The organism is Streptomyces sp. NPDC058221, assembly GCF_042882365.1.
Classification (GTDB): domain Bacteria; phylum Actinomycetota; class Actinomycetes; order Streptomycetales; family Streptomycetaceae; genus Streptomyces.
Genome location: NZ_JBHVWF010000063.1, coordinates 1 through 17,015, shown reverse-complemented (window position 1 = coordinate 17,015; position 17,015 = coordinate 1). Strand labels below are relative to the sequence as shown.

General features: G+C 71.0%; 15 protein-coding genes. 12 read left to right on the top strand and 3 right to left on the bottom strand.

All coding sequences use genetic code 11. From position 1 onward, the window contains the following. Window positions 1-236: 236 nt before the first annotated feature. The 3 genes from ACFVW8_RS20845 to ACFVW8_RS20835 are packed head-to-tail and all read left to right on the top strand — an operon-like array spanning window position 237 to window position 3,482. Entirely contained in the window at window positions 237-1,355 is a 1,119-nt protein-coding gene (locus ACFVW8_RS20845; protein WP_389692059.1) for an NADAR family protein, read from the top strand. A gap of 34 nt (window positions 1,356-1,389) precedes the next feature. Then, entirely contained in the window at window positions 1,390-1,941 is a 552-nt protein-coding gene (locus ACFVW8_RS20840) for a TetR/AcrR family transcriptional regulator (RefSeq protein WP_389692057.1), read from the top strand. Continuing rightward, entirely contained in the window at window positions 1,938-3,482 is a 1,545-nt protein-coding gene (locus ACFVW8_RS20835; RefSeq protein WP_389692055.1) for an MFS transporter, read from the top strand. Before ACFVW8_RS20840 ends, ACFVW8_RS20835 begins: the two co-directional genes overlap by 4 nt. Window positions 3,483-3,614: 132 nt before the next feature. Here ACFVW8_RS20835 and ACFVW8_RS20830 read toward each other — a convergent pair whose 3' ends face one another. Then, window positions 3,615-4,286 (bottom strand): lysophospholipid acyltransferase family protein, encoded by a 672-nt coding sequence (locus tag ACFVW8_RS20830; protein WP_389692053.1) that lies wholly within the window; start codon window positions 4,284-4,286, stop codon window positions 3,615-3,617. 233 nt (window positions 4,287-4,519) lie between these two features. On the opposite strand from ACFVW8_RS20830, the gene ACFVW8_RS20825 reads away from it, so the two are divergent. The 3 genes from ACFVW8_RS20825 (at window position 4,520) to ACFVW8_RS20815 (ending at window position 6,916) form a co-directional block, all read left to right on the top strand. Beyond that, complete coding sequence (locus ACFVW8_RS20825; protein ID WP_389692051.1) at window positions 4,520-5,689, top strand: glycerophosphodiester phosphodiesterase; 1,170 nt, start codon at window positions 4,520-4,522, stop codon at window positions 5,687-5,689. 128 nt (window positions 5,690-5,817) lie between these two features. Further along, entirely contained in the window at window positions 5,818-6,375 is a 558-nt protein-coding gene (locus ACFVW8_RS20820; protein ID WP_389692049.1) for a sigma-70 family RNA polymerase sigma factor, read from the top strand. A 37-nt stretch (window positions 6,376-6,412) separates the two neighbouring features. Then, complete coding sequence (locus ACFVW8_RS20815; protein WP_389692103.1) at window positions 6,413-6,916, top strand: GNAT family N-acetyltransferase; 504 nt, start codon at window positions 6,413-6,415, stop codon at window positions 6,914-6,916. Window positions 6,917-6,931: 15 nt separating this feature from the next. Here ACFVW8_RS20815 and ACFVW8_RS20810 read toward each other — a convergent pair whose 3' ends face one another. Together ACFVW8_RS20810 and ACFVW8_RS20805 are read right to left on the bottom strand one after the other, a co-directional pair. Next, window positions 6,932-7,369: a hypothetical protein gene (locus ACFVW8_RS20810; protein ID WP_389692047.1), complete on the bottom strand. Its 438-nt coding sequence runs from the start codon at window positions 7,367-7,369 to the stop codon at window positions 6,932-6,934. 2 nt (window positions 7,370-7,371) lie between these two features. After that, complete coding sequence (locus ACFVW8_RS20805; RefSeq protein WP_362963318.1) at window positions 7,372-7,731, bottom strand: hypothetical protein; 360 nt, start codon at window positions 7,729-7,731, stop codon at window positions 7,372-7,374. Between the two features lie 608 nt (window positions 7,732-8,339). On the opposite strand from ACFVW8_RS20805, the gene ACFVW8_RS20800 reads away from it, so the two are divergent. The 6 genes from ACFVW8_RS20800 (at window position 8,340) to cobT (ending at window position 16,864) form a co-directional block, all read left to right on the top strand. After that, on the top strand, window positions 8,340-9,389 hold the full coding sequence (locus tag ACFVW8_RS20800) for a methionine ABC transporter ATP-binding protein (RefSeq protein ID WP_389692045.1): 1,050 nt from the start codon (window positions 8,340-8,342) through the stop codon (window positions 9,387-9,389). Further along, window positions 9,386-10,057, top strand: coding sequence for a methionine ABC transporter permease (locus ACFVW8_RS20795; RefSeq protein ID WP_207316021.1), 672 nt, complete (start codon window positions 9,386-9,388; stop codon window positions 10,055-10,057). The genes ACFVW8_RS20800 and ACFVW8_RS20795 overlap by 4 nt, the downstream gene beginning before the upstream one ends. A 73-nt stretch (window positions 10,058-10,130) precedes the next feature. After that, a complete protein-coding gene (locus ACFVW8_RS20790; protein ID WP_389692042.1) occupies window positions 10,131-10,997 on the top strand; it encodes a MetQ/NlpA family ABC transporter substrate-binding protein in 867 nt (288 codons plus the stop codon). 101 nt (window positions 10,998-11,098) lie between these two features. Next, window positions 11,099-11,776 carry a GNAT family N-acetyltransferase gene (locus ACFVW8_RS20785; protein WP_389692040.1) on the top strand — a complete coding sequence of 226 codons (678 nt, stop codon included), beginning with the start codon at window positions 11,099-11,101 and terminating at the stop codon, window positions 11,774-11,776. 102 nt (window positions 11,777-11,878) lie between these two features. Further along, complete coding sequence (cbiE, locus tag ACFVW8_RS20780; RefSeq protein ID WP_389692038.1) at window positions 11,879-13,117, top strand: precorrin-6y C5,15-methyltransferase (decarboxylating) subunit CbiE; 1,239 nt, start codon at window positions 11,879-11,881, stop codon at window positions 13,115-13,117. Between the two features lie 333 nt (window positions 13,118-13,450). Beyond that, complete coding sequence (gene cobT, locus ACFVW8_RS20775; protein ID WP_389692036.1) at window positions 13,451-16,864, top strand: nicotinate-nucleotide--dimethylbenzimidazole phosphoribosyltransferase; 3,414 nt, start codon at window positions 13,451-13,453, stop codon at window positions 16,862-16,864. The last annotated feature ends 151 nt before the right edge of the window (window positions 16,865-17,015 follow it).

Sequence of the window (17,015 nt, the reverse complement as noted above, 5' to 3'; positions counted from 1 at the left end):
GCGGTCCGGCAGTCCCGCACGACCCGTACGCCGGCAACAGCACACCCACTCGATGATCCCCGTTCGCAGAATTCAGCCCTGGACCGATGATTCTGCGCCATGACGGGGGCCTTGCCGCAAGTCCCCCCATGCGCTATAAGTTGAAAGTGGCAAGGAGTGGGTTCGTGACCGTCCGGACCTCCCGCCCGTGAGGCGAGCCCATCGTGCGCTCCCTTCCCGCCCAGCACAATGGCGGGATGGTCGGTAACCGAATCACCCACCGCAAGGCCGACGGCCTCCGCATACCCGGGACCTGGCGTCACGCCTTCATCTGCAACGGTGGGACGTTCTTTCTCACAGACCTCTTCATCTACGCCGACGGGCTCATCGACTGCTGGGGCCTGGTCACCCTCGACGAGTTCGAGCAGAAACTGCGTTCCGGCTGGGTGGCGACCGAGCTCCCGGACGGTGCCCGGGCTTCGGCCCACGACCTGGCCGCATGGAGGTTCTCCGAACCGTGGGCCCAGCTCACCCCCGAGCTGCTGCTCGCCGAAGTGCGGGACACCGTCGATGAGCTGAACGGCCGCCCCGACTCGACAGGCCGGTGCATGGCCGCCGTCGACGTCTTTCTCGCCGACCGGACCGAGGAGAACCGCGCCGCCGCGCGCGCCGCCTATCTCGCGATCCCCGAGACCCGGCGGCGCTACGCGCTGGGTGACATGGACCGCAAGGACCGTCCGCTCCAGGTGCTGGTGGCCGGGCCGGGCGGTGCACCGGAGGACCGGCCCGGGGGCGTCGTCTCGCAGGAGGTGTACGACGAGGCCGTCGGCTACTTCGAGGAGCGGGCCCGGGAGGCCGCCGCACATCCCTTGCGCGTTCCCGCGGACGAGCCGCCGACGCCTTACGCGCCGGCGGTCCATCTGTACCGGTCGTATCCGCAGAAGCGGCTCGACGACCCGGGCACGGTGGCTCTGCGCGGGGACTACCCGGCGCCCGTCGAGATCGACGGCACCACCTACGCGTCGGTCATCCACGCCTACTGGGCCCTGTCGGTGACGGACTCCGCCGTGCGGGCCGCCGTCGCGGTGGCCGACACCTCGTACGCGGCCCGTCAGCTGGCCCGGCGTGCCACCCAGCGCGAAGGCTGGGCGCACGCCCGGACCGCCGTGATGACCACGCTGCTGCGCGCCAAGTACACGCAGCATCCCGACCTGGCGGAGATCCTGCTGGCAACCGGCGACGCCACCCTCGTCTACGACGAGGGCGACTCCCTCTTCTGGGGTGACAACGCCGGCCGCGGCCGCAACTGGACGGGTCGTCTGCTCGAACTCGTCCGCTCCGAAATGTATGCGCGGCGGGCCGGACTATCCGCGTGAGACGATGATGTCTCAAATGGGTTAGTGTCGTCTCATGACTCTTGATCGTGAGCAGGTGCTGCGCAGCGCCGCCGCTCTGCTGACCCGCAAGTCGACCGCCACCATGGACGAGGTCGCCAGGGCCGCGGGCATCGGCCGCGCCACCCTGCACCGCCACTTCGCGGGACGGGACGCCCTGGTCAGGGCGCTGGAGGAGCTGGGAATCCAGGAGTTCGAAGCGGCACTCGACGCCGCGGAGCTCGACCGGGGCACCTCGCAGGAGGCGCTGCGCCGCTTCGTCGCGGCCGTCGAGCCGAGCGCCGGGCTGCTCTCCTTCCTCGTCACCGAGAACCAGCTCTTCGAGGGCGACGAGCTGAACGAGGGCTGGGACCGGCTGGACGCACGGGTCTCCGCCTTCTTCCGGCGTGGCCAGGAGCGCGGCGAATTCCGCATCGACCTGACCCCGGCCTGGCTGACCGAGGCCCTCTACGGGCTCATCGGCACCGGTGCCTGGGCCGTGCAGGTGGGCCGGGTGGCCGCACAGGACTTCCAGTACATGATCGTCGAGTTGCTGCTCGGCGGCGCACGCCGGAGCGTGGAGCAATGAGCAGCAGGGAACAGCAGCCGGAGCCTCCGATCGATGTGCGTCGCCCCGGGCGGTGGATCGCGCTGTCCGTGCTCGTGCTCGCGGTGCTGCTGGTGGCCGTCGACGCGACCGTCCTCGGCCTCGCCACGCCGTTCCTCACCGAGGACCTCAAGCCGTCCGGCACCCAGCTGCTCTGGATCGGTGACGTCTACTCCTTCGTCATCGCAGGGCTCCTGGTCTCCATGGGCAGCCTCGGTGACCGCATCGGCCGCAAGAAGCTGCTGCTCTGCGGGGCCACCGCCTTCGGCGCGGTCTCGGTGCTCAACGCCTACGCGACGACGCCGGAGATGATGATCCTGGCGCGGGCTCTGCTCGGCGTGGCCGGCGCCACTCTGATGCCGTCCACCCTCGCCCTGATCCGCAACCTCTTCCACGACGCACGCGAGCGGAGCCTCGCCATCGGCATCTGGGGGGCGATGGCCTCGGCCGGCGCGGCCGTCGGGCCCGTCGTCGGCGGTTTCCTCCTCGAGCACTTCTGGTGGGGCTCGGTCTTCCTGATCAACCTGCCGGTGATGGCCGTGCTCGTCGCCGTCGGGATCAAGATGATCCCCGAGTCGAAGAACCCCGCGCCCGGACCGTGGGACGTGACCAGCGTGGGGCTCTCGCTCGTCGGCATGATCGGAGTCGTGTACGCCATCAAGGAGCTGGCGGCGCACGGCGGGAGCTGGCCGGTCGCGCTCGCCGGCGTCGGGGGAGTGGCCGCGCTCGTCTGGTTCGTACGCCGGCAGTTCCGGCTCCCCGCGCCCCTGCTGGACATGCGGCTCTTCCACCACCGGGGCTTCTCCGGGGCCGTGCTCGCCGATCTGCTGACCATCCTCGGCCTCTCCGGCCTGGTCTTCTTCCTCTCCCAGTTCCTGCAACTGGTCCAGGGCCGCGGACCGCTGGAGGCGGGCCTCGCCGAACTGCCCGCGGCCGTCGGCGCGGTCACCGCGGGTCTGCTGGCCGGCGTCACCGCCCGCCGCTTCACGGTGCGGTCCGTGGTGGCCGGAGGGCTCGGGGGGATCGGCCTGGCGCTGGCCGCGGTCGCCGCGATCCACAAGGACACGGCCTATCCGCTGATCGGCGCTCTCCTGCTGGTCGTGGGTGTGGGTGCGGGCTTCGCCTTCACCGTGACCTCCGACGTGATCCTCTCCAGCGTCCCGAAGGAGCACGCGGGCGCGGCGTCCGCGGTCTCCGAGACGGCGTACGAGCTCGGCGCGGCCCTCGGTATCGCCCTGCTCGGCTCCATCGTCACCGGCGTCTATCAGGACTTCGCCACTCCGGCCGGGGTCCCGGGGCCGGTCTCCACGGCCGCCCACGAATCACTGGGGGGCGCCGTCGAAGCGGCCAAGGTGCTGCCCGGGCAGCAGGGCACCGCGCTGGTCTCGGCCGCCCAGGACGCGTTCGTCGACGGCCTGCGGCTCGCCTCGGTCTTCGGCGCGGCCGTCCTGGTGGCGACCGCGGTCGCGGCCTGGTTCCTGCTGCGCGGCCAGGAGCTGGAGGAAGGCATCGTGCACGAATAGGACGTCATGGTGAACGCCCGTACGGCACCGGCCCTGAGCCGTACGGGTGGAACCGACATGCGGAAGGGCCCGTACCCCCAACCGGGGTACGGGCCCTTCGCGGTGTCCTGCGTTCTGTGTCCTGGGCGGGGCTCAGGCGGCCTTCGCCTTCGTCGCATAGATGTCGACGTACTCCTGGCCGGACAGCCGCATCACCTCGGCCATCACGGAGTCCGTCACCGCCCGCAGCACATAGCGGTCGCGGTCCATGCCCTCGTAGCGCGAGAACTCCATCGACTCACCGAAGCGGACCGTGACCTTGCCCGGCCGGGGCAGCCCCGAGCCGCCCGGCTGGAGCTTGTCCGTACCGATCATCGCGAACGGCACGACCGGCGCACCCGTCATCAGCGTCAGCCGCGCGATGCCCGTACGGCCCCGGTAGAGACGGCCGTCGGGGGAGCGGGTGCCCTCCGGGTAGATCGCGAAGGCCTTGCCCTCCTCCAGCACCCGGCGGCCCGTCATCAGCGCCGCGACACCGCCGCGGCCACCGTCCCGGTCCACCGGGATCATGCCGACGCCCGTGAAGAACCAGGCCATCAGCCGGCCCTTGAGCCCCTTGCCCGTGACGTACTCGTCCTTGCCGATGAAGAACACCGGACGGTCGCAGCAGATCGGCATGATCATCGAGTCGATGAACGTCAGGTGGTTTCCCGCGAGGATCACCGGCCCGGATCCCGGAATGTTCTCGATGCCCTCCACCCGCGGCCGGAACATCAGGCGCAGGATCGGTCCGAGCACTGCCTTGATGAGTGCGAGTCGGGACAACGGTTCCTCCGGTGTAGTGGCCGGGGCCGGCCTGGCGACGGATTGAGCGGTCCATGCAGGTGAGGACGATACTCGCGGGTACTCGCTGATCGCACATCGGGTTCACGCACTGGATACGCAGTGTTGACGTGTGTTTGCGCCATGTTGGCCCAGGTGCTGCCGTCAGGACCGCCGCGCTGCCTACGCTCGGGCATCGCCCGACAGGTGCCGGACATCACATGCGAGGAGCATTCATGACAGAGCGAGAGCAGGCCATCCCCGGACGACGGACCGTCATGGGCGTGGGAGCGGCGGTACTCGGTACCGCGGCCATCGGCCTCTCCGGGACGGCCCGGGCTGCCGGGAACACCGCCGAACGGTCCGGCGGACACGGCGGCGGCCACCGCCTCGACCTCCCGGTGCCGACCGTCGTCGGACACCGGGGCACCAGCGGATACCGCCCCGAGCACACCCTCGGCTCGTACCAGCTGGCCCTCGACATGGGCGCCCACATCATCGAGCAGGACGTCGTGCCGACCAGCGACGGGCACCTCGTCTGCCGCCACGAGAACGACATCACCGCCACCACCGATGTCTCCGAGCACCCCGAATTCGCGAGCCGCAAAACCACCAAGAAGGTCGACGGCATCCCGCTCACCGGCTGGTTCACCGAGGACTTCACCCTCGCCGAACTGAAGACGCTCCGGGCGAAGGAGCGCATTCCGGGCAACCGCCAGAAGAACACGCTGTACGACGGCCGCTGGGAGGTCCCCACCTTCGAGGAGGTCCTCCAGTGGGCCGACCGCGAGGGCCGCAGGCGTGGAAAGCAGATCTGGCTGTACGTCGAGACCAAGCACCCCACCTACTTCCGAGGTCTCGGCCTCGCCCTGGAGGAGCGGCTCGTCAAGCTGCTGCGCCGCTACAACCGCCACCGCGCCCAGTCGCCGCTCATCCTCCAGTCCTTCGAACCCACCAGCATCCAGCGGCTGGCGAAGCTCGTCGCGACCCCGAGCATCGTCCTGCTCTCGGACGCCGGGACGCAGCCCTGGGACTTCACCGCGACCGGCGACCCCCGCACCACCGACGATCTGGTGAAGCCCGCCGGTCTGAAGTGGATGGCGGCCTTCGCCCAGGGCATCGGACCCACTCTCGACCTGATCATCCCCAAGGACTCCTCCGGCAGGCTCACCGAGCCCACCACCCTGGTGCGGGACGCACACGCCCAGGGGCTGATCCTGCACCCCTACACGATGCGCAACGAGAACACCTTCCTGCCCGCCGACTTCCGGCGCGGTACGGACCCCAACGCGTACGGCGACGCGTTCGGCGCCTTCGCCGCGTACTTCGCGACGGGGATCGACGGGATCTTCTCCGACAACCCGGACACGGCGCTGCTCGCGGCGGCGGACTTCGCGGCCAAGTAGCGGGTCCGCCCCGGCGGATGGCCGCCGATGGCGCGCGGACGTCAGCACCCCGGCCGGGGCGTGCCCCGGTCGGGTGGTGCTCACCCGGTTCGGCAACCGGCGGCCGACGGAGCGCGTCGGGTGGGTGCATGACGCTTATCGATCTTCCGGCGGCGCCGCCCCCGGAGGCCGTCGTCCGGACCCTGTATCCGCTGGTCAGAGCGGAGGCGTGGGCCGAGGCCGCCGCCTCGGCCACCGGCGCCGCCGTCGACTCCGCCGATCTCGAACAGGCCGTCTGGCTCCGTCTGCTGGAGAGGCTGCCACGGCACGGCCCACCGGGGGACGCCGCCCGCTGGGTGCGGGACACCGTCCGGGGGGAGGCCCGCCGGGCCCGCCGTACCGCCCGGCACGAACGTCCCTACCGCGACGAGACCGCCCCCGATCCGGCCGACGGCCCCGAGCGGGCGTTCGCCGGCGCCGACGAACGCCGGGTGCTGCGTGCGGCGGTGGACCGGCTCCCGGGGCGCTGCACCCGCCTGCTGAGCGCGATGCTCGCGCCGAACGATCCCACCTACCGGGAGATCGCAGGGGAGTTGGGTATGTCACAAGGGAGTTTGGGCCCGATCCGTTCCCGATGCCTTGGATGTCTGCGCAGAATGCTGGCGGCGGAGGTTGTAGCTCCTGAACTGCGGGGAAAGGAGCGGTAGACAACCGGCGGTTCAGATGAGCGGGAGGCATGCGCGGATGGGCATGAGCGTGATCATCTCGGCGGCGGGCACGGAAGACGCCGAACAGATCTTGAAACTCCAGTACCTCTGCTTCCAGAGCGAGGCGGAGCTCTACGGCAACTACCGGATCGACCCGCTCGTCCAGACCCTCGACTCGTTGCGCGCCGAGATCGCCACGGACCTGGTGTTCGTGGCGCGGCTCGGCGACGAAGTCGTCGGTTCGGTACGGGGATCAGCGGATCAGGACGGCACCGGACAGATAGGGCGGCTCTGCGTCCACCCCAGGCTCCAGGGGCACGGGCTCGGCGCCCGGCTGCTGCGGGCGGCGGAGTCCGGACTCGCCGGCCAGCGGTCGGCCACCCGCTTCCGGCTGCACACCGGCCACCTCAGTGAGAGCAATCTGCGGCTCTACCGCCGCGCGGGATACGCCCCGGTGGGCAACGCCACCGGCAACGACGGCGTCCGGATGATCCTGCTGGAGAAGGAGGCCACGGCCGCCGCGTACGTCACCAGCGCCTGACGTGCCGGACGGCGCCTACACGGTCTTCGCGCGGCGCAGCCAGATCATCCCGGTGACCGGCAGGATCACCGGGATGAGCAGGTAACCCGCGCCGAAGTCCGACCAGACGGTGGCGTCCGCGAACGCGGAGGGGTCGGCCAGCGTCCACGTCCCCACGATCAGCACCCCGGCGAGCTCGGCGGCGCAGCACACCAGCGCCGTCCTGCGCGCCTTCTCCCCGCCGCGCACCAGCGAATAGGTGATGAAGCCGTAGACGAGCGCGGCGACGGCCGACAGCACATAGGACAGTGGTGCCTTGCCGAAGTCCAGGATCATCTGGACGATCGAACGGGACGCCGCCGCCACGGTGAACACGCCGTAGAACCAGACCAGTACCCGGCCCGGGCCGGTGCCCAGATCGAAGGGCTTCTTCTCGCCGGTGTCCGCCGCGGGGGTGCTATCGGTGTCGGTCACGGTCAGTTTCCCCAGATGTCGTAGAGCCGTACTTCGAGAACGGCCAGCACGACCGCCCCCGCCGCCACCGTCACCGAACCCCAGCGGGTCCGCTCGCTCAGCGACAGGAATCCCGCCGCCGGTACGGCGAGGAAGGCCCCGATCAGATACGCGATGAAGATGGTCATGCCCTGCTCGGGCCGCTCGCCGCGGGCCAGCTGAACGATCCCCACCACCAGCTGCGCCAGCGCCAGCACCGAGACCACGGCCATCCCGATGAAGTGCCAGTCCTTGGTCGGCTGGTCCCGGTAGGCGGCGAATCCGCACCAGGCGGCGAGGGCGAGGGCGGCCACGCCGACCGCGATCGTCAGGGCGTCAAGCATGAGCCGAGGGTATTACGGGCCAGGGAGCCCGCCGCGTGCGCCCCCGGGCCCGGGCGCTCCTGGCCGGTGGACGGGCCCGGCTCCCCCATGGCATGCGTTCGAAGGTCTGCTGTGGGGCGACCGTGGCCTTGGCCACAGCCGGGGACCGTCGCGGACCGGCAGGCGCTGTCGCCGCCGATGCCCCGGCTTCCATATCATTGCAGGTCACAGCGTTGTGGCCGGAAAAATCCGGAGCCGGCCCGACCGGCCGTGAACACCATCCACGTCCGTCCGCTATTCGGACAAGCGGTTCGAGCGGAACGTTACGTCTGTTTTACTTGGGACATGACCACGACGAGCAGCCGCATCCTTGCGACCGAGGCGATCACGACGCCCGGTGCTCGTTGTATGTGTCGAATGCGCGCCTTCTGAGGGCCCCCGCCTGAGCCTCGCGCCCCAAAGCGAGGACCGAGCCTGCCCGAGCACATCGCCCCGCGGTCACCACCGCGCCGGGCCGTGCCGAGACCCCCGCTCGAAAACGTCCGATCGAACGTCCGGACAGTCTCACCGGACGAATGCCCCGTGCCCGGCGGACACCGCGCCGCGCACTCGACAGTGACGGAAACCCTGTGATCACCACTACGGGCCTCACGAAGGTCTACCAGTCGCGCGACCGTGAGGTCACCGCTCTGGACGGCGTCGACCTGCACGTCCGCGAGGGTGAGGTGTACGGCGTCATCGGACAGAGCGGCGCCGGAAAATCATCCCTGATCCGCTGCGTCAATCTGCTGGAGCGCCCCACATCCGGCACCGTGACCGTGGCCGGCCAGGACCTCACGGCCCTCGCGGGCCGGGGCCGCCGGGCCGGCCGGGAACTGCGCGAGGCGCGCAGCCGCATCGGCATGGTCTTCCAGCACTTCAACCTGCTGGCCTCCCGCACCGTGCAGGACAACGTCGAACTCCCGCTGGAGATCCTCGGCGTCTCCGGCCGCGAACGGTCCCGCAAGGCCCTCGAACTCCTCGGCCTGGTCGGCCTCACCGACAAGGCCAAGGCGTACCCCGGGCAGCTCTCCGGCGGTCAGAAGCAGCGCGTCGGCATCGCCCGCGCACTCGCCGGCGACCCCAAGGTGCTGCTCTCCGACGAGGCGACCTCGGCGCTGGATCCCGAGACCACCCGCTCCATCCTCCAGCTGCTGCGCGACCTCAACCAGCAGCTCGGTCTGACCGTCCTGCTCATCACGCACGAGATGGACGTCGTCAAGACGGTCTGCGACTCCGCCGCGCTGATGCAGAAGGGCCGCATCGTCGAGTCCGGCACCGTGGGCGAGCTGCTCGCCACCCCCGGCTCCGAACTCGCCCACGAGCTGTTCCCGGTCGGCGGCACCGCCTCGGGGCCCGACGCCACGGTCGTCGACGTCACCTTCCACGGCGAGGCCGCAGCCCGGCCGGTGATCTCGCAGCTCTCCCGTACGTACAACATCGACATATCGATTCTGGGTGCCGCGATGGACACCGTCGGCGGCAAGCAGATCGGCAGGATGCGCATCGAGCTGCCCGGCCGGTTCGAGGAGAACGTCGTGCCCATCGGCTTCCTGCGCGAGCAGGGCCTGCAGGCCGAGATCGTCGACGACGAGCCCGTACTCGCCCCCGCACCGCTCACCAAGGAGGTGGCCAAGTGACCTGGTCCGAAATGCAGCCGCTGCTGACGCAGGGCACCGTCGACACCCTCTACATGGTGCTGTGGTCCGCGGTCGTCACCGTCCTGGTGGGACTGCCGCTCGGCGTCCTGCTCGTCCTCACCGACAAGGGCGGACTGCTACGGAACACCCCGGTGAACAAGGTCATCGGTGTGATCGTGAACATCGGCCGCTCGCTGCCGTTCATCATCCTGCTGATCGCCCTGATCCCCTTCACCACCTGGGTCGTCGGCACCTTCATCGGCCCGACCGCGATGATCGTGCCGCTCGCCGTCGGCGCCATCCCGTTCTTCGCCCGGCTCGTCGAGACGGCGGTACGCGAGGTCGACCACGGGCTCGTCGAGGCCGTCCAGTCCATGGGCGGATCCATCCCGACGATCGTCCGCAAGGTCCTGCTGCCGCAGGCGCTGCCGTCCCTCGTCTCCGGCGTCACCACCACCGTCATCGTGCTCATCGGCTACTCCGCGATGGCCGGCGCGGTCGGCGGCGAGGGCCTCGGTTCCAAGGCCGTCACCTACGGGTTCCAGCGCTTCGACAACCAGTTCATGCTCATCACCGTCGCGCTGCTGATCGTCATCGTGACCGTGATCCAGCTGATCGGCGACGGAGCCGTACGCCTGCTGGCCCGCCGCGGCCGCACCACCTCCTGAGACTTCTCCTCCCCACAAGCCCGCACTCCTTGTCCGGGCGCACCACCATCACCACCGGAAAGAGGCACTCTTCGTGCGCAAGAACATCAAGATCACCGCAGCTGCCGCCGCCACCGCCGCCCTCGCCTTCGGCCTCACCGCCTGCGGCACGGACTCCGACCCGGCGTCCAAGAGCGAGACCGGCGCCAAGGCCGACAGCTCCAAGGCCCTCGTCGTCGCCGCGTCCCCGACGCCGCACGCCGACATCCTGGACTTCGTCAAGAAGAACCTGGCGGAGAAGGCCGGCCTCAAGCTGGAGGTCAAGGAGTTCACGGACTACGTCCTGCCGAACACCGCCACCGAGACCGGCCAGGTCGACGCCAACTTCTTCCAGCACCAGCCCTACCTCGACGACTTCAACAAGAAGAACGACACCCACCTGGTGTCCGTCGGCACCGTGCACCTGGAGCCCCTCGGCCTCTACTCCAAGAAGGTCAAGGACCTGGGCGACATCAAGTCCGGCCAGACCGTCGCCGTACCGAACGACACCACCAACGAGGGCCGGGCGCTCCAGCTGCTCGCGGGCAAGGGCCTGATCAGCCTCAAGGACGGCGTCGGCACCAGCGCCAAGCTGAGCGACATCACCGACAAGAAGGGCCTGAAGTTCAAGGAGCTGGAGGCCGCGACCGTCCCCCGCGCCCTGAACGACGTCGACGCCGCCGTCATCAACGGCAACTACGCCATCGAGGCCAAGCTCAAGCCCGCCAAGGACGCCCTGGCAATCGAAAAGGCCGAGGGCAACCCGTACGCCAACATCATCGCCGTGAAGAAGGGCAACGAGAAGGACGCCCGTGTCCAGAAGCTCGTGAAGCTCCTCCACTCCGACGAGGTCAAGAAGTTCATCGAGGACACCTACCAGGGTTCGGTCATCCCCGCCTTCGGCGGTGCGGCCAAGTCCTGACCTCCGCGCTGCACTTGTCCGACAAGCCCCGTACACCCCGCCCGGGTGTGCGGGGCTCCGTCGCGCCCACCCGCCCATGCACAAGGCGCGCCCGATGCTGCATGCTGTGCCTTTACACGGTCTTCGGCATGGAGCTGCGCATGACTTCCACCTTTCCGGACATCTCCATCAGCACGGATCGGTTGGTGCTGCGCCCCTTCGACATGGCCGACGTCCCCGCGTACATCGAGATGATGAACGACGAACTCGTCACCGCCTGGACCGAGGCACCCCACCCCTACACCCAGGTCGACGCCGAACGCTGGGTCCGCAGGATCGCTCCCGCGCAGCGCAGCAAGGGCGACGGCATCGTCTTCGCCGTCACGGAGTTCCTCACCCAGCGTCTCGTCGGTTCCGTCCGGCTGCGCAACACCGACTGGCGCACCCTGGCCACCGAGGCCGCCTACATCACCGCACCCTGGGCGCGCGGCGAGGGCTACGCCACCGAGTCCGTGCTCGCCCTCGCCCAGTGGCTCTTCCGCGACCAGGGCTTCGAGCGGATAGAGCTGCGCACCGCAGCCGACAACACCGCCTCCCAGCAGGTCGCCCAGAAGCTCGGCTGCATCAGCGAGGGAGTCCTGCGCAACGCCCGCATAGCCCGCTCACAGACCGAGGACGGAGGATGGGCCGACATCAGGACCGATCTGATCGTCTGGGGCCTGCTCCCCGAGGACCTGGAGGGAGTCGCCGAGCAGCTGGCCGACGCCGGTGGATACGGTACGTACAACGACTGGAACTGACCCTTCCGGCCCGGCGCCCGCACCGGCACCGGCCAGGTGATCCCACCCCGGCCGCCCGGGGCGGCCGGCCCCGCATGCAACAACCCAGGAGACTGACGACAGATGGCCGACCGGGTCACAGTGATCGGCTGGGACGGCTCACCACTTGACCGAGCGGCCACCTCCGCGCTCTCGGCCGCCACGCTCGTCGCCGGGGCCGCCCACCATCTCGCCCTGCCCGAGGTACCGCACGGCGCGGAACGGATCCGGCTCGGCTCCATCGATCTGGCCGCCCGGCGGATCGCCGGCCACCGCGGCAGCGCCGTGGTCCTCGCCGACGGCGACCCGGGATTCTTCGGAGTCGTACGCAGCCTGCGCGCCCCGGAACACGGCCTCGAAGTCGAAGTGGTGCCCGCCGTCTCGGCCGTCGCCACGGCGTTCGCCCGCGCCGGCATGCCGTGGGAGGACGCCCAGACCGTCGTCGCCCACCCCCGCACCCTGCGCCGCGCGGTGAACGTCTGCCGCGCCCACCACAAGGTCGCCGTTCTCACCTCGCCCGGTGCCGGCCCCGCCGAACTCGCGCTGCTGCTCGAAGGCGTCCACCGCACGTTCGTCATCTGCGAGGAGCTCGGCACCGCCCGCGAACAGGTCACCGTCGTCACCTCGGAGAAGGCCGCCGACCACGTCTGGCGCGACCCCAACGTCGTCATCGTCATCGGAGGCGGCCCCGAACAGCGCGCCGACACAGCCTGGATCGCGGGCCGCCACCCCGCCTACCCCCAGGGTGTACGCGGCTGGGCGCTGCCGGCCGGCGCCTACCGGGGCGACGGCGCGGAGCCCGCGGGGGAGAGCGGCGAAGGCGAGACCCCGGGACTGCGCGCCGCTCAACTCGCCCACCTCGGACCCCGGAGCGGCGACCTGGTCTGGGACATCGGCTCGGGCAGTGGCGCCCTCGCCGTGGAGGCGGCCAGGTTCGGTGCGGCGGTGCTGGCCGTCGACAGCGACCCGGACGCCTGCGCCCGCACCGCGGCGGCGGCACGGGCCTTCGGGGTCCAGCTCCAGGTGGTCGAGGGCCGCGCCCCGCACGTGCTGGAACGGCTGCCCGAGCCCGATGTCGTACGGATCGGCGGCGGCGGCGTCCACGTCGTCACCGCCGTCGCCGACCGCAGGCCGGAGCGGATCGTCACCCACGCCTCGACGCGGGACGAGGCCGAGGCCCTGGGCGCCGCACTCGCCGAGAACGGGTACACGGTCGCCTGCTCGCTCCTGCAGTCCGTCGAACTCGACACGTCCGCATGGTCGGAGCGCGAACGCTCGGTCGTCTTTCTGCTGTCCGCACTGCGTTCGGACCTCGCCCCCTGACCCTGCCGGCGTACGGCGGGAGGTAGGCTGGCCGATCGTTGCACCGCGCCCGGACCTTCGTCGCTTCGTTGGTCAATGTCCGGAAAAGGGGACCGTTTTGGACCCCGTTGTGGTACGGCAGAACCGGGGGACGCGCAACGTGGCGCAGTCCACAGCGAGCCGTGGCGAAATGAGCTGCCGCGGCGGCGAACGACCGCGAGAATGCAGTATGTCCGCGACCGTTTCGTGCCGCGCGGCGCGCCCGCTCGTTCCATTGGACGAGCGCCTGTGTGCCGTGTTCGGGCGTCCCGGGCGAAGGGCCGAAGGAGCACTGACGATGGGCGAGGGGTACGCATGAGTGACACCGGCCAGATCCCGGGCGAGGGACTGCCGGAGAACGCAGGCATGGTGGAGCAGCCGGGCAACCCCGCCCCGGATGCCTACACCTTCCTCGATCCCTCCGAGCATGCGTCCGAGGACGACGACCTTCTGCTGATGCCGAGCTCCCAGGGCGCCTGGAGCGAGCCGCAGGCCGCCCCGGTGCCCGGTCAGTTCCCGGACGGCACGACCGCCCAGCCCCCGGTGCCCGAGCAGGGCGGATACCAGCCCGGGCCCGCACCGCAGCACCAGGCCCAGGGCCCGGTCCAGCTCCAGGAGCCGGTCCAGCAGCAGGTCCAGGTCCCGGCGTACGCCATGCAGGCCCCCGCCGAGCCGCTGTCGCAGACCGGCCGGGGCACCCATGAGTCCGGCGGCCGCGACTCGGGCGCCGTGGACCTCAGCGGCGTACGCATCCCGTCACCCGTGCCCGCTCCGGCGCAGGCCCAGGTGCCGGTGGCACAGACCCAGGCACCCGTGCGCCGGCCGCTGCACCGCGGCCCGGCCTCGGCCGAGGCCGGGCCGGCCTACGGCGGTACGTCGGGCGGCGGCGTGGTCCGTTCGCTCGCCGACCGGGGCCCGGCGGGTGCGCCGCAGGCGCAGACCCCCGCGCCGCCCGCCCCCGCGCGGCATGCGGGGCCGGTCACCGCCGAACCCGAGTACTTCGAGACGGCGCCCGAGGATTCGGCGGCGCTGCCGGGCCCGCAGCTCGGCGAGATCCCACCGCAGGGCGTGCACCAGTGGGCGTCCCAGGCGGCCCAGGCGCCGCAGCAGGCCGCTGCTCCGGCCTCCGTCGAGACGGAGCCGGTGGTGGCACAGGCACAGGCGCCGTCAGCAGAAACGGTCGCCCCCGAGGCGGTTGAGGCCGCCTCCGTGCCGGTGGGGGCCGAGGCCCCGGCGGAGCTTGTGGCCGAGGTCCTGCCGGAGCCCGCTCCGGCGGCTCCCGAGCCCGTTTCGGCACCGGTACCGGCCGAGGCGGCTGTCGGGGCGCCGCCCGTCGAGGAAGTGCTCGTCGAAGCGGCACCGGTCGGGACGACGCCCGTCGAAGAGACTCCCGCGGAACCGGCACCTGACGCTGCGGCGCCGGTGGAGCCCGTGCCGGACGGTGCCTCGCTGGGCCGGTTCGTGCCGGTGCAGGGCTCGCTGCCGACCACCCCGCACCTGGCCCCCACGCCCGTGGCCGAGCATCCGGTGGAGCCCGAGGCGGTCATGGAGGCCGCTCCCGAGGTTCAGGAGGTTCAGGCGATCGCCATGGAGCCCGTGGACCCTGCGACGGTTGAGGTGGCGGAGGCAGCAGAAACGGCTGAGGCCGCCGAAGTGGCTGAAGTTGTCGAGACGGCCGTCCCGGAGCTGCCGGAGCCCGCAGCGGAGCTGGAGCGCGAGCCGGAGCCGGAGACGGAGCCCGAGGTCATCGAAACTCCGGACCCGACGTACGACGCCGAATTCGTTCCGGCCCAGCTGCCGGGGGCCGAACAGGCGGTGCAGACGGAGCCGGCCGCACCGCGGACCGTCTCCGAGCCCGCCGAGCCGGAGCCCGTACAGGCCGAGGCCGCGGCGGAGCCCGTGCACGAGGCTCCCCTCGTGGACGCCCCCGAGGCACCTGAAACAGCCGGGGCCCCCGCAGCCGAGGCGGCGGAGTCCGGGGACGACCCCGTCTTCTCGCCGCCCGCCCCCGGCTACGACGACGCCGAGCGCGACGCCGTACTGCGCGTCATGCGGGAACGCCGCGACATCCGCAACGGCTTCCGCAGCGACCCGATCCCGCACGAGGTACTGCTGCGGGTGCTGGAGGCGGCGCACACCGCGCCCAGCGTGGGGCACTCGCAGCCCTGGGACTTCGTGGTCATCCGTTCCGCGGAGACCCGCCGTTCCATGCACGAACTCGCGCAGCGACAGCGCGACGCGTACGCCAAGTCGCTCCCGAAGGCCAGGGCGAAGCAGTTCAAGGAACTGAAGATCGAGGCGATCCTCGACACCCCGGTCAACATCGTCGTCACCGCCGACCCGACCCGGGGCGGCCGCCACACGCTCGGCCGGCACACCCAGCCGCAGATGGCCCCGTACTCCTCGGCGCTCGCCGTCGAGAACCTGTGGCTCGCCGCCCGTGCCGAAGGCCTCGGCGTCGGCTGGGTCAGCTTCTTCGACGAGCGTGAGATGGTCCGCTCCCTCGGCCTGCCCGAGCACCTCGAAGTCGTCGCGTACCTGTGTGTCGGTTACGTGGACGAATTCCCGGAGGAGCCCGAGCTGATGCAGGCGGGCTGGTCCAAGCGCCGCCCCCTTTCATGGGTCGTGCACGAGGAGACGTACGGCCGTCGCGCCCTGCCCGGCGAGGAGCCGCACGACCTGCTGCAGGAGACCATCTCCAGCATCCGACCGCTGGACGCCAAGGCGCTCGGCGAGGCCTGGGAGCGCCAGAAGCGCATGACCAAGCCGGCCGGCGCGCTCGGCATGCTGGAGATCATCTCGGCGCAGCTGGCCGGGCTCTCCCGGATGTGCCCGCCGCCGATCCCGGAGCCCGCGGCCGTCGCGGTCTTCGCGGGCGACCACGGTGTGCACGCCCAGGGCGTCACCGCCTGGCCCCAGGAGGTGACCGGCCAGATGGTCGCCAACTTCCTCGGCGGCGGCGCGGTCTGTAACGCCTTCGCGGCCCAGGTCGGCGCCGAGGTGTGCGTGGTCGACGTCGGTGTGGCCTCGGAGCTGCCCGCGACGCCCGGCCTGCTGCCCCGCAAGGTGCGCGCGGGGACGGCCGACTTCACGACAGGACCCGCCCTCACCCGCGAGGAGGTCCTCGCGGCGATCGAGGTCGGCATCGAGACGGCGCGCGATCTGGTCGCAGCGGGCAACAAGGGCCTCATCACCGGTGAGATGGGCATCGCCAACACCACGGCGTCGGCCGCGCTGATCTGCGTGTACACCGGGATGGACCCCGCAGAGGTGACCGGTCGCGGGACCGGCATCAACGACGAGATGCACGCCCGCAAGGTCGACGTGGTCCGCCGTGCGCTCGATCTGCACCAGCCTGACCCGGCCGACCCGATCGGGGTGCTCGCGGCCGTAGGCGGCCTGGAGCACGCCGCGATGGCGGGGTTCCTCCTCGGCGGGGCCTCGCTCCGTACACCGGTCATCCTCGACGGTGTCAGCGCGGGTGCCGCGGCCCTGGTCGCACGCGCCATCGCGCCGGAGGCCCTGGCGGCCTGCATCGCCGGCCACCGGAGTGCCGAGCCGGGCCATGTCGCGGCGCTCAACAAGCTGGGACTGCGCCCGCTGGTCGACCTCGACCTCCGCCTCGGCGAAGGGACCGGAGCGCTGCTGGCCCTGCCCATCGTGCAGGCCGCGGCCCGCGCGATGCACGAGGTGGCGACGTTCGACTCGGCGGGCGTCACGGAGAAGTAGCACGCGGGCAGCCGGGCTTTCGGGGGAGCTGCCCCCGGACCCCCGCTCCTCAATCGCCGGAGGGGCTTGAAATACTCAGCCGCGCCGGCGTCTGAGGAGCGGGGTCCGGGGCGGAACCCCGAAAGCCCCAGCCCCTCCGGCGCTTGAGGAG

What these genes read in the sequence shown, in the direction of transcription:
- cobT (WP_389692036.1), top strand. Translation starts at nt 13,451, where the DNA reads ATGAGTGACACCGGCCAGATCCCGGGCGAGGGACTGCCGGAGAACGCA.
- ACFVW8_RS20805 (WP_362963318.1), bottom strand. Translation starts at nt 7,731, where the DNA reads ATGCTTGACGCCCTGACGATCGCGGTCGGCGTGGCCGCCCTCGCCCTC.
- ACFVW8_RS20825 (WP_389692051.1), top strand. Translation starts at nt 4,520, where the DNA reads ATGACAGAGCGAGAGCAGGCCATCCCCGGACGACGGACCGTCATGGGC.
- ACFVW8_RS20835 (WP_389692055.1), top strand. Translation starts at nt 1,938, where the DNA reads ATGAGCAGCAGGGAACAGCAGCCGGAGCCTCCGATCGATGTGCGTCGC.
- cbiE (WP_389692038.1), top strand. Translation starts at nt 11,879, where the DNA reads ATGGCCGACCGGGTCACAGTGATCGGCTGGGACGGCTCACCACTTGAC.
- ACFVW8_RS20845 (WP_389692059.1), top strand. Translation starts at nt 237, where the DNA reads ATGGTCGGTAACCGAATCACCCACCGCAAGGCCGACGGCCTCCGCATA.
- ACFVW8_RS20815 (WP_389692103.1), top strand. Translation starts at nt 6,413, where the DNA reads ATGGGCATGAGCGTGATCATCTCGGCGGCGGGCACGGAAGACGCCGAA.
- ACFVW8_RS20820 (WP_389692049.1), top strand. Translation starts at nt 5,818, where the DNA reads ATGACGCTTATCGATCTTCCGGCGGCGCCGCCCCCGGAGGCCGTCGTC.
- ACFVW8_RS20785 (WP_389692040.1), top strand. Translation starts at nt 11,099, where the DNA reads ATGCTGTGCCTTTACACGGTCTTCGGCATGGAGCTGCGCATGACTTCC.
- ACFVW8_RS20840 (WP_389692057.1), top strand. Translation starts at nt 1,390, where the DNA reads ATGACTCTTGATCGTGAGCAGGTGCTGCGCAGCGCCGCCGCTCTGCTG.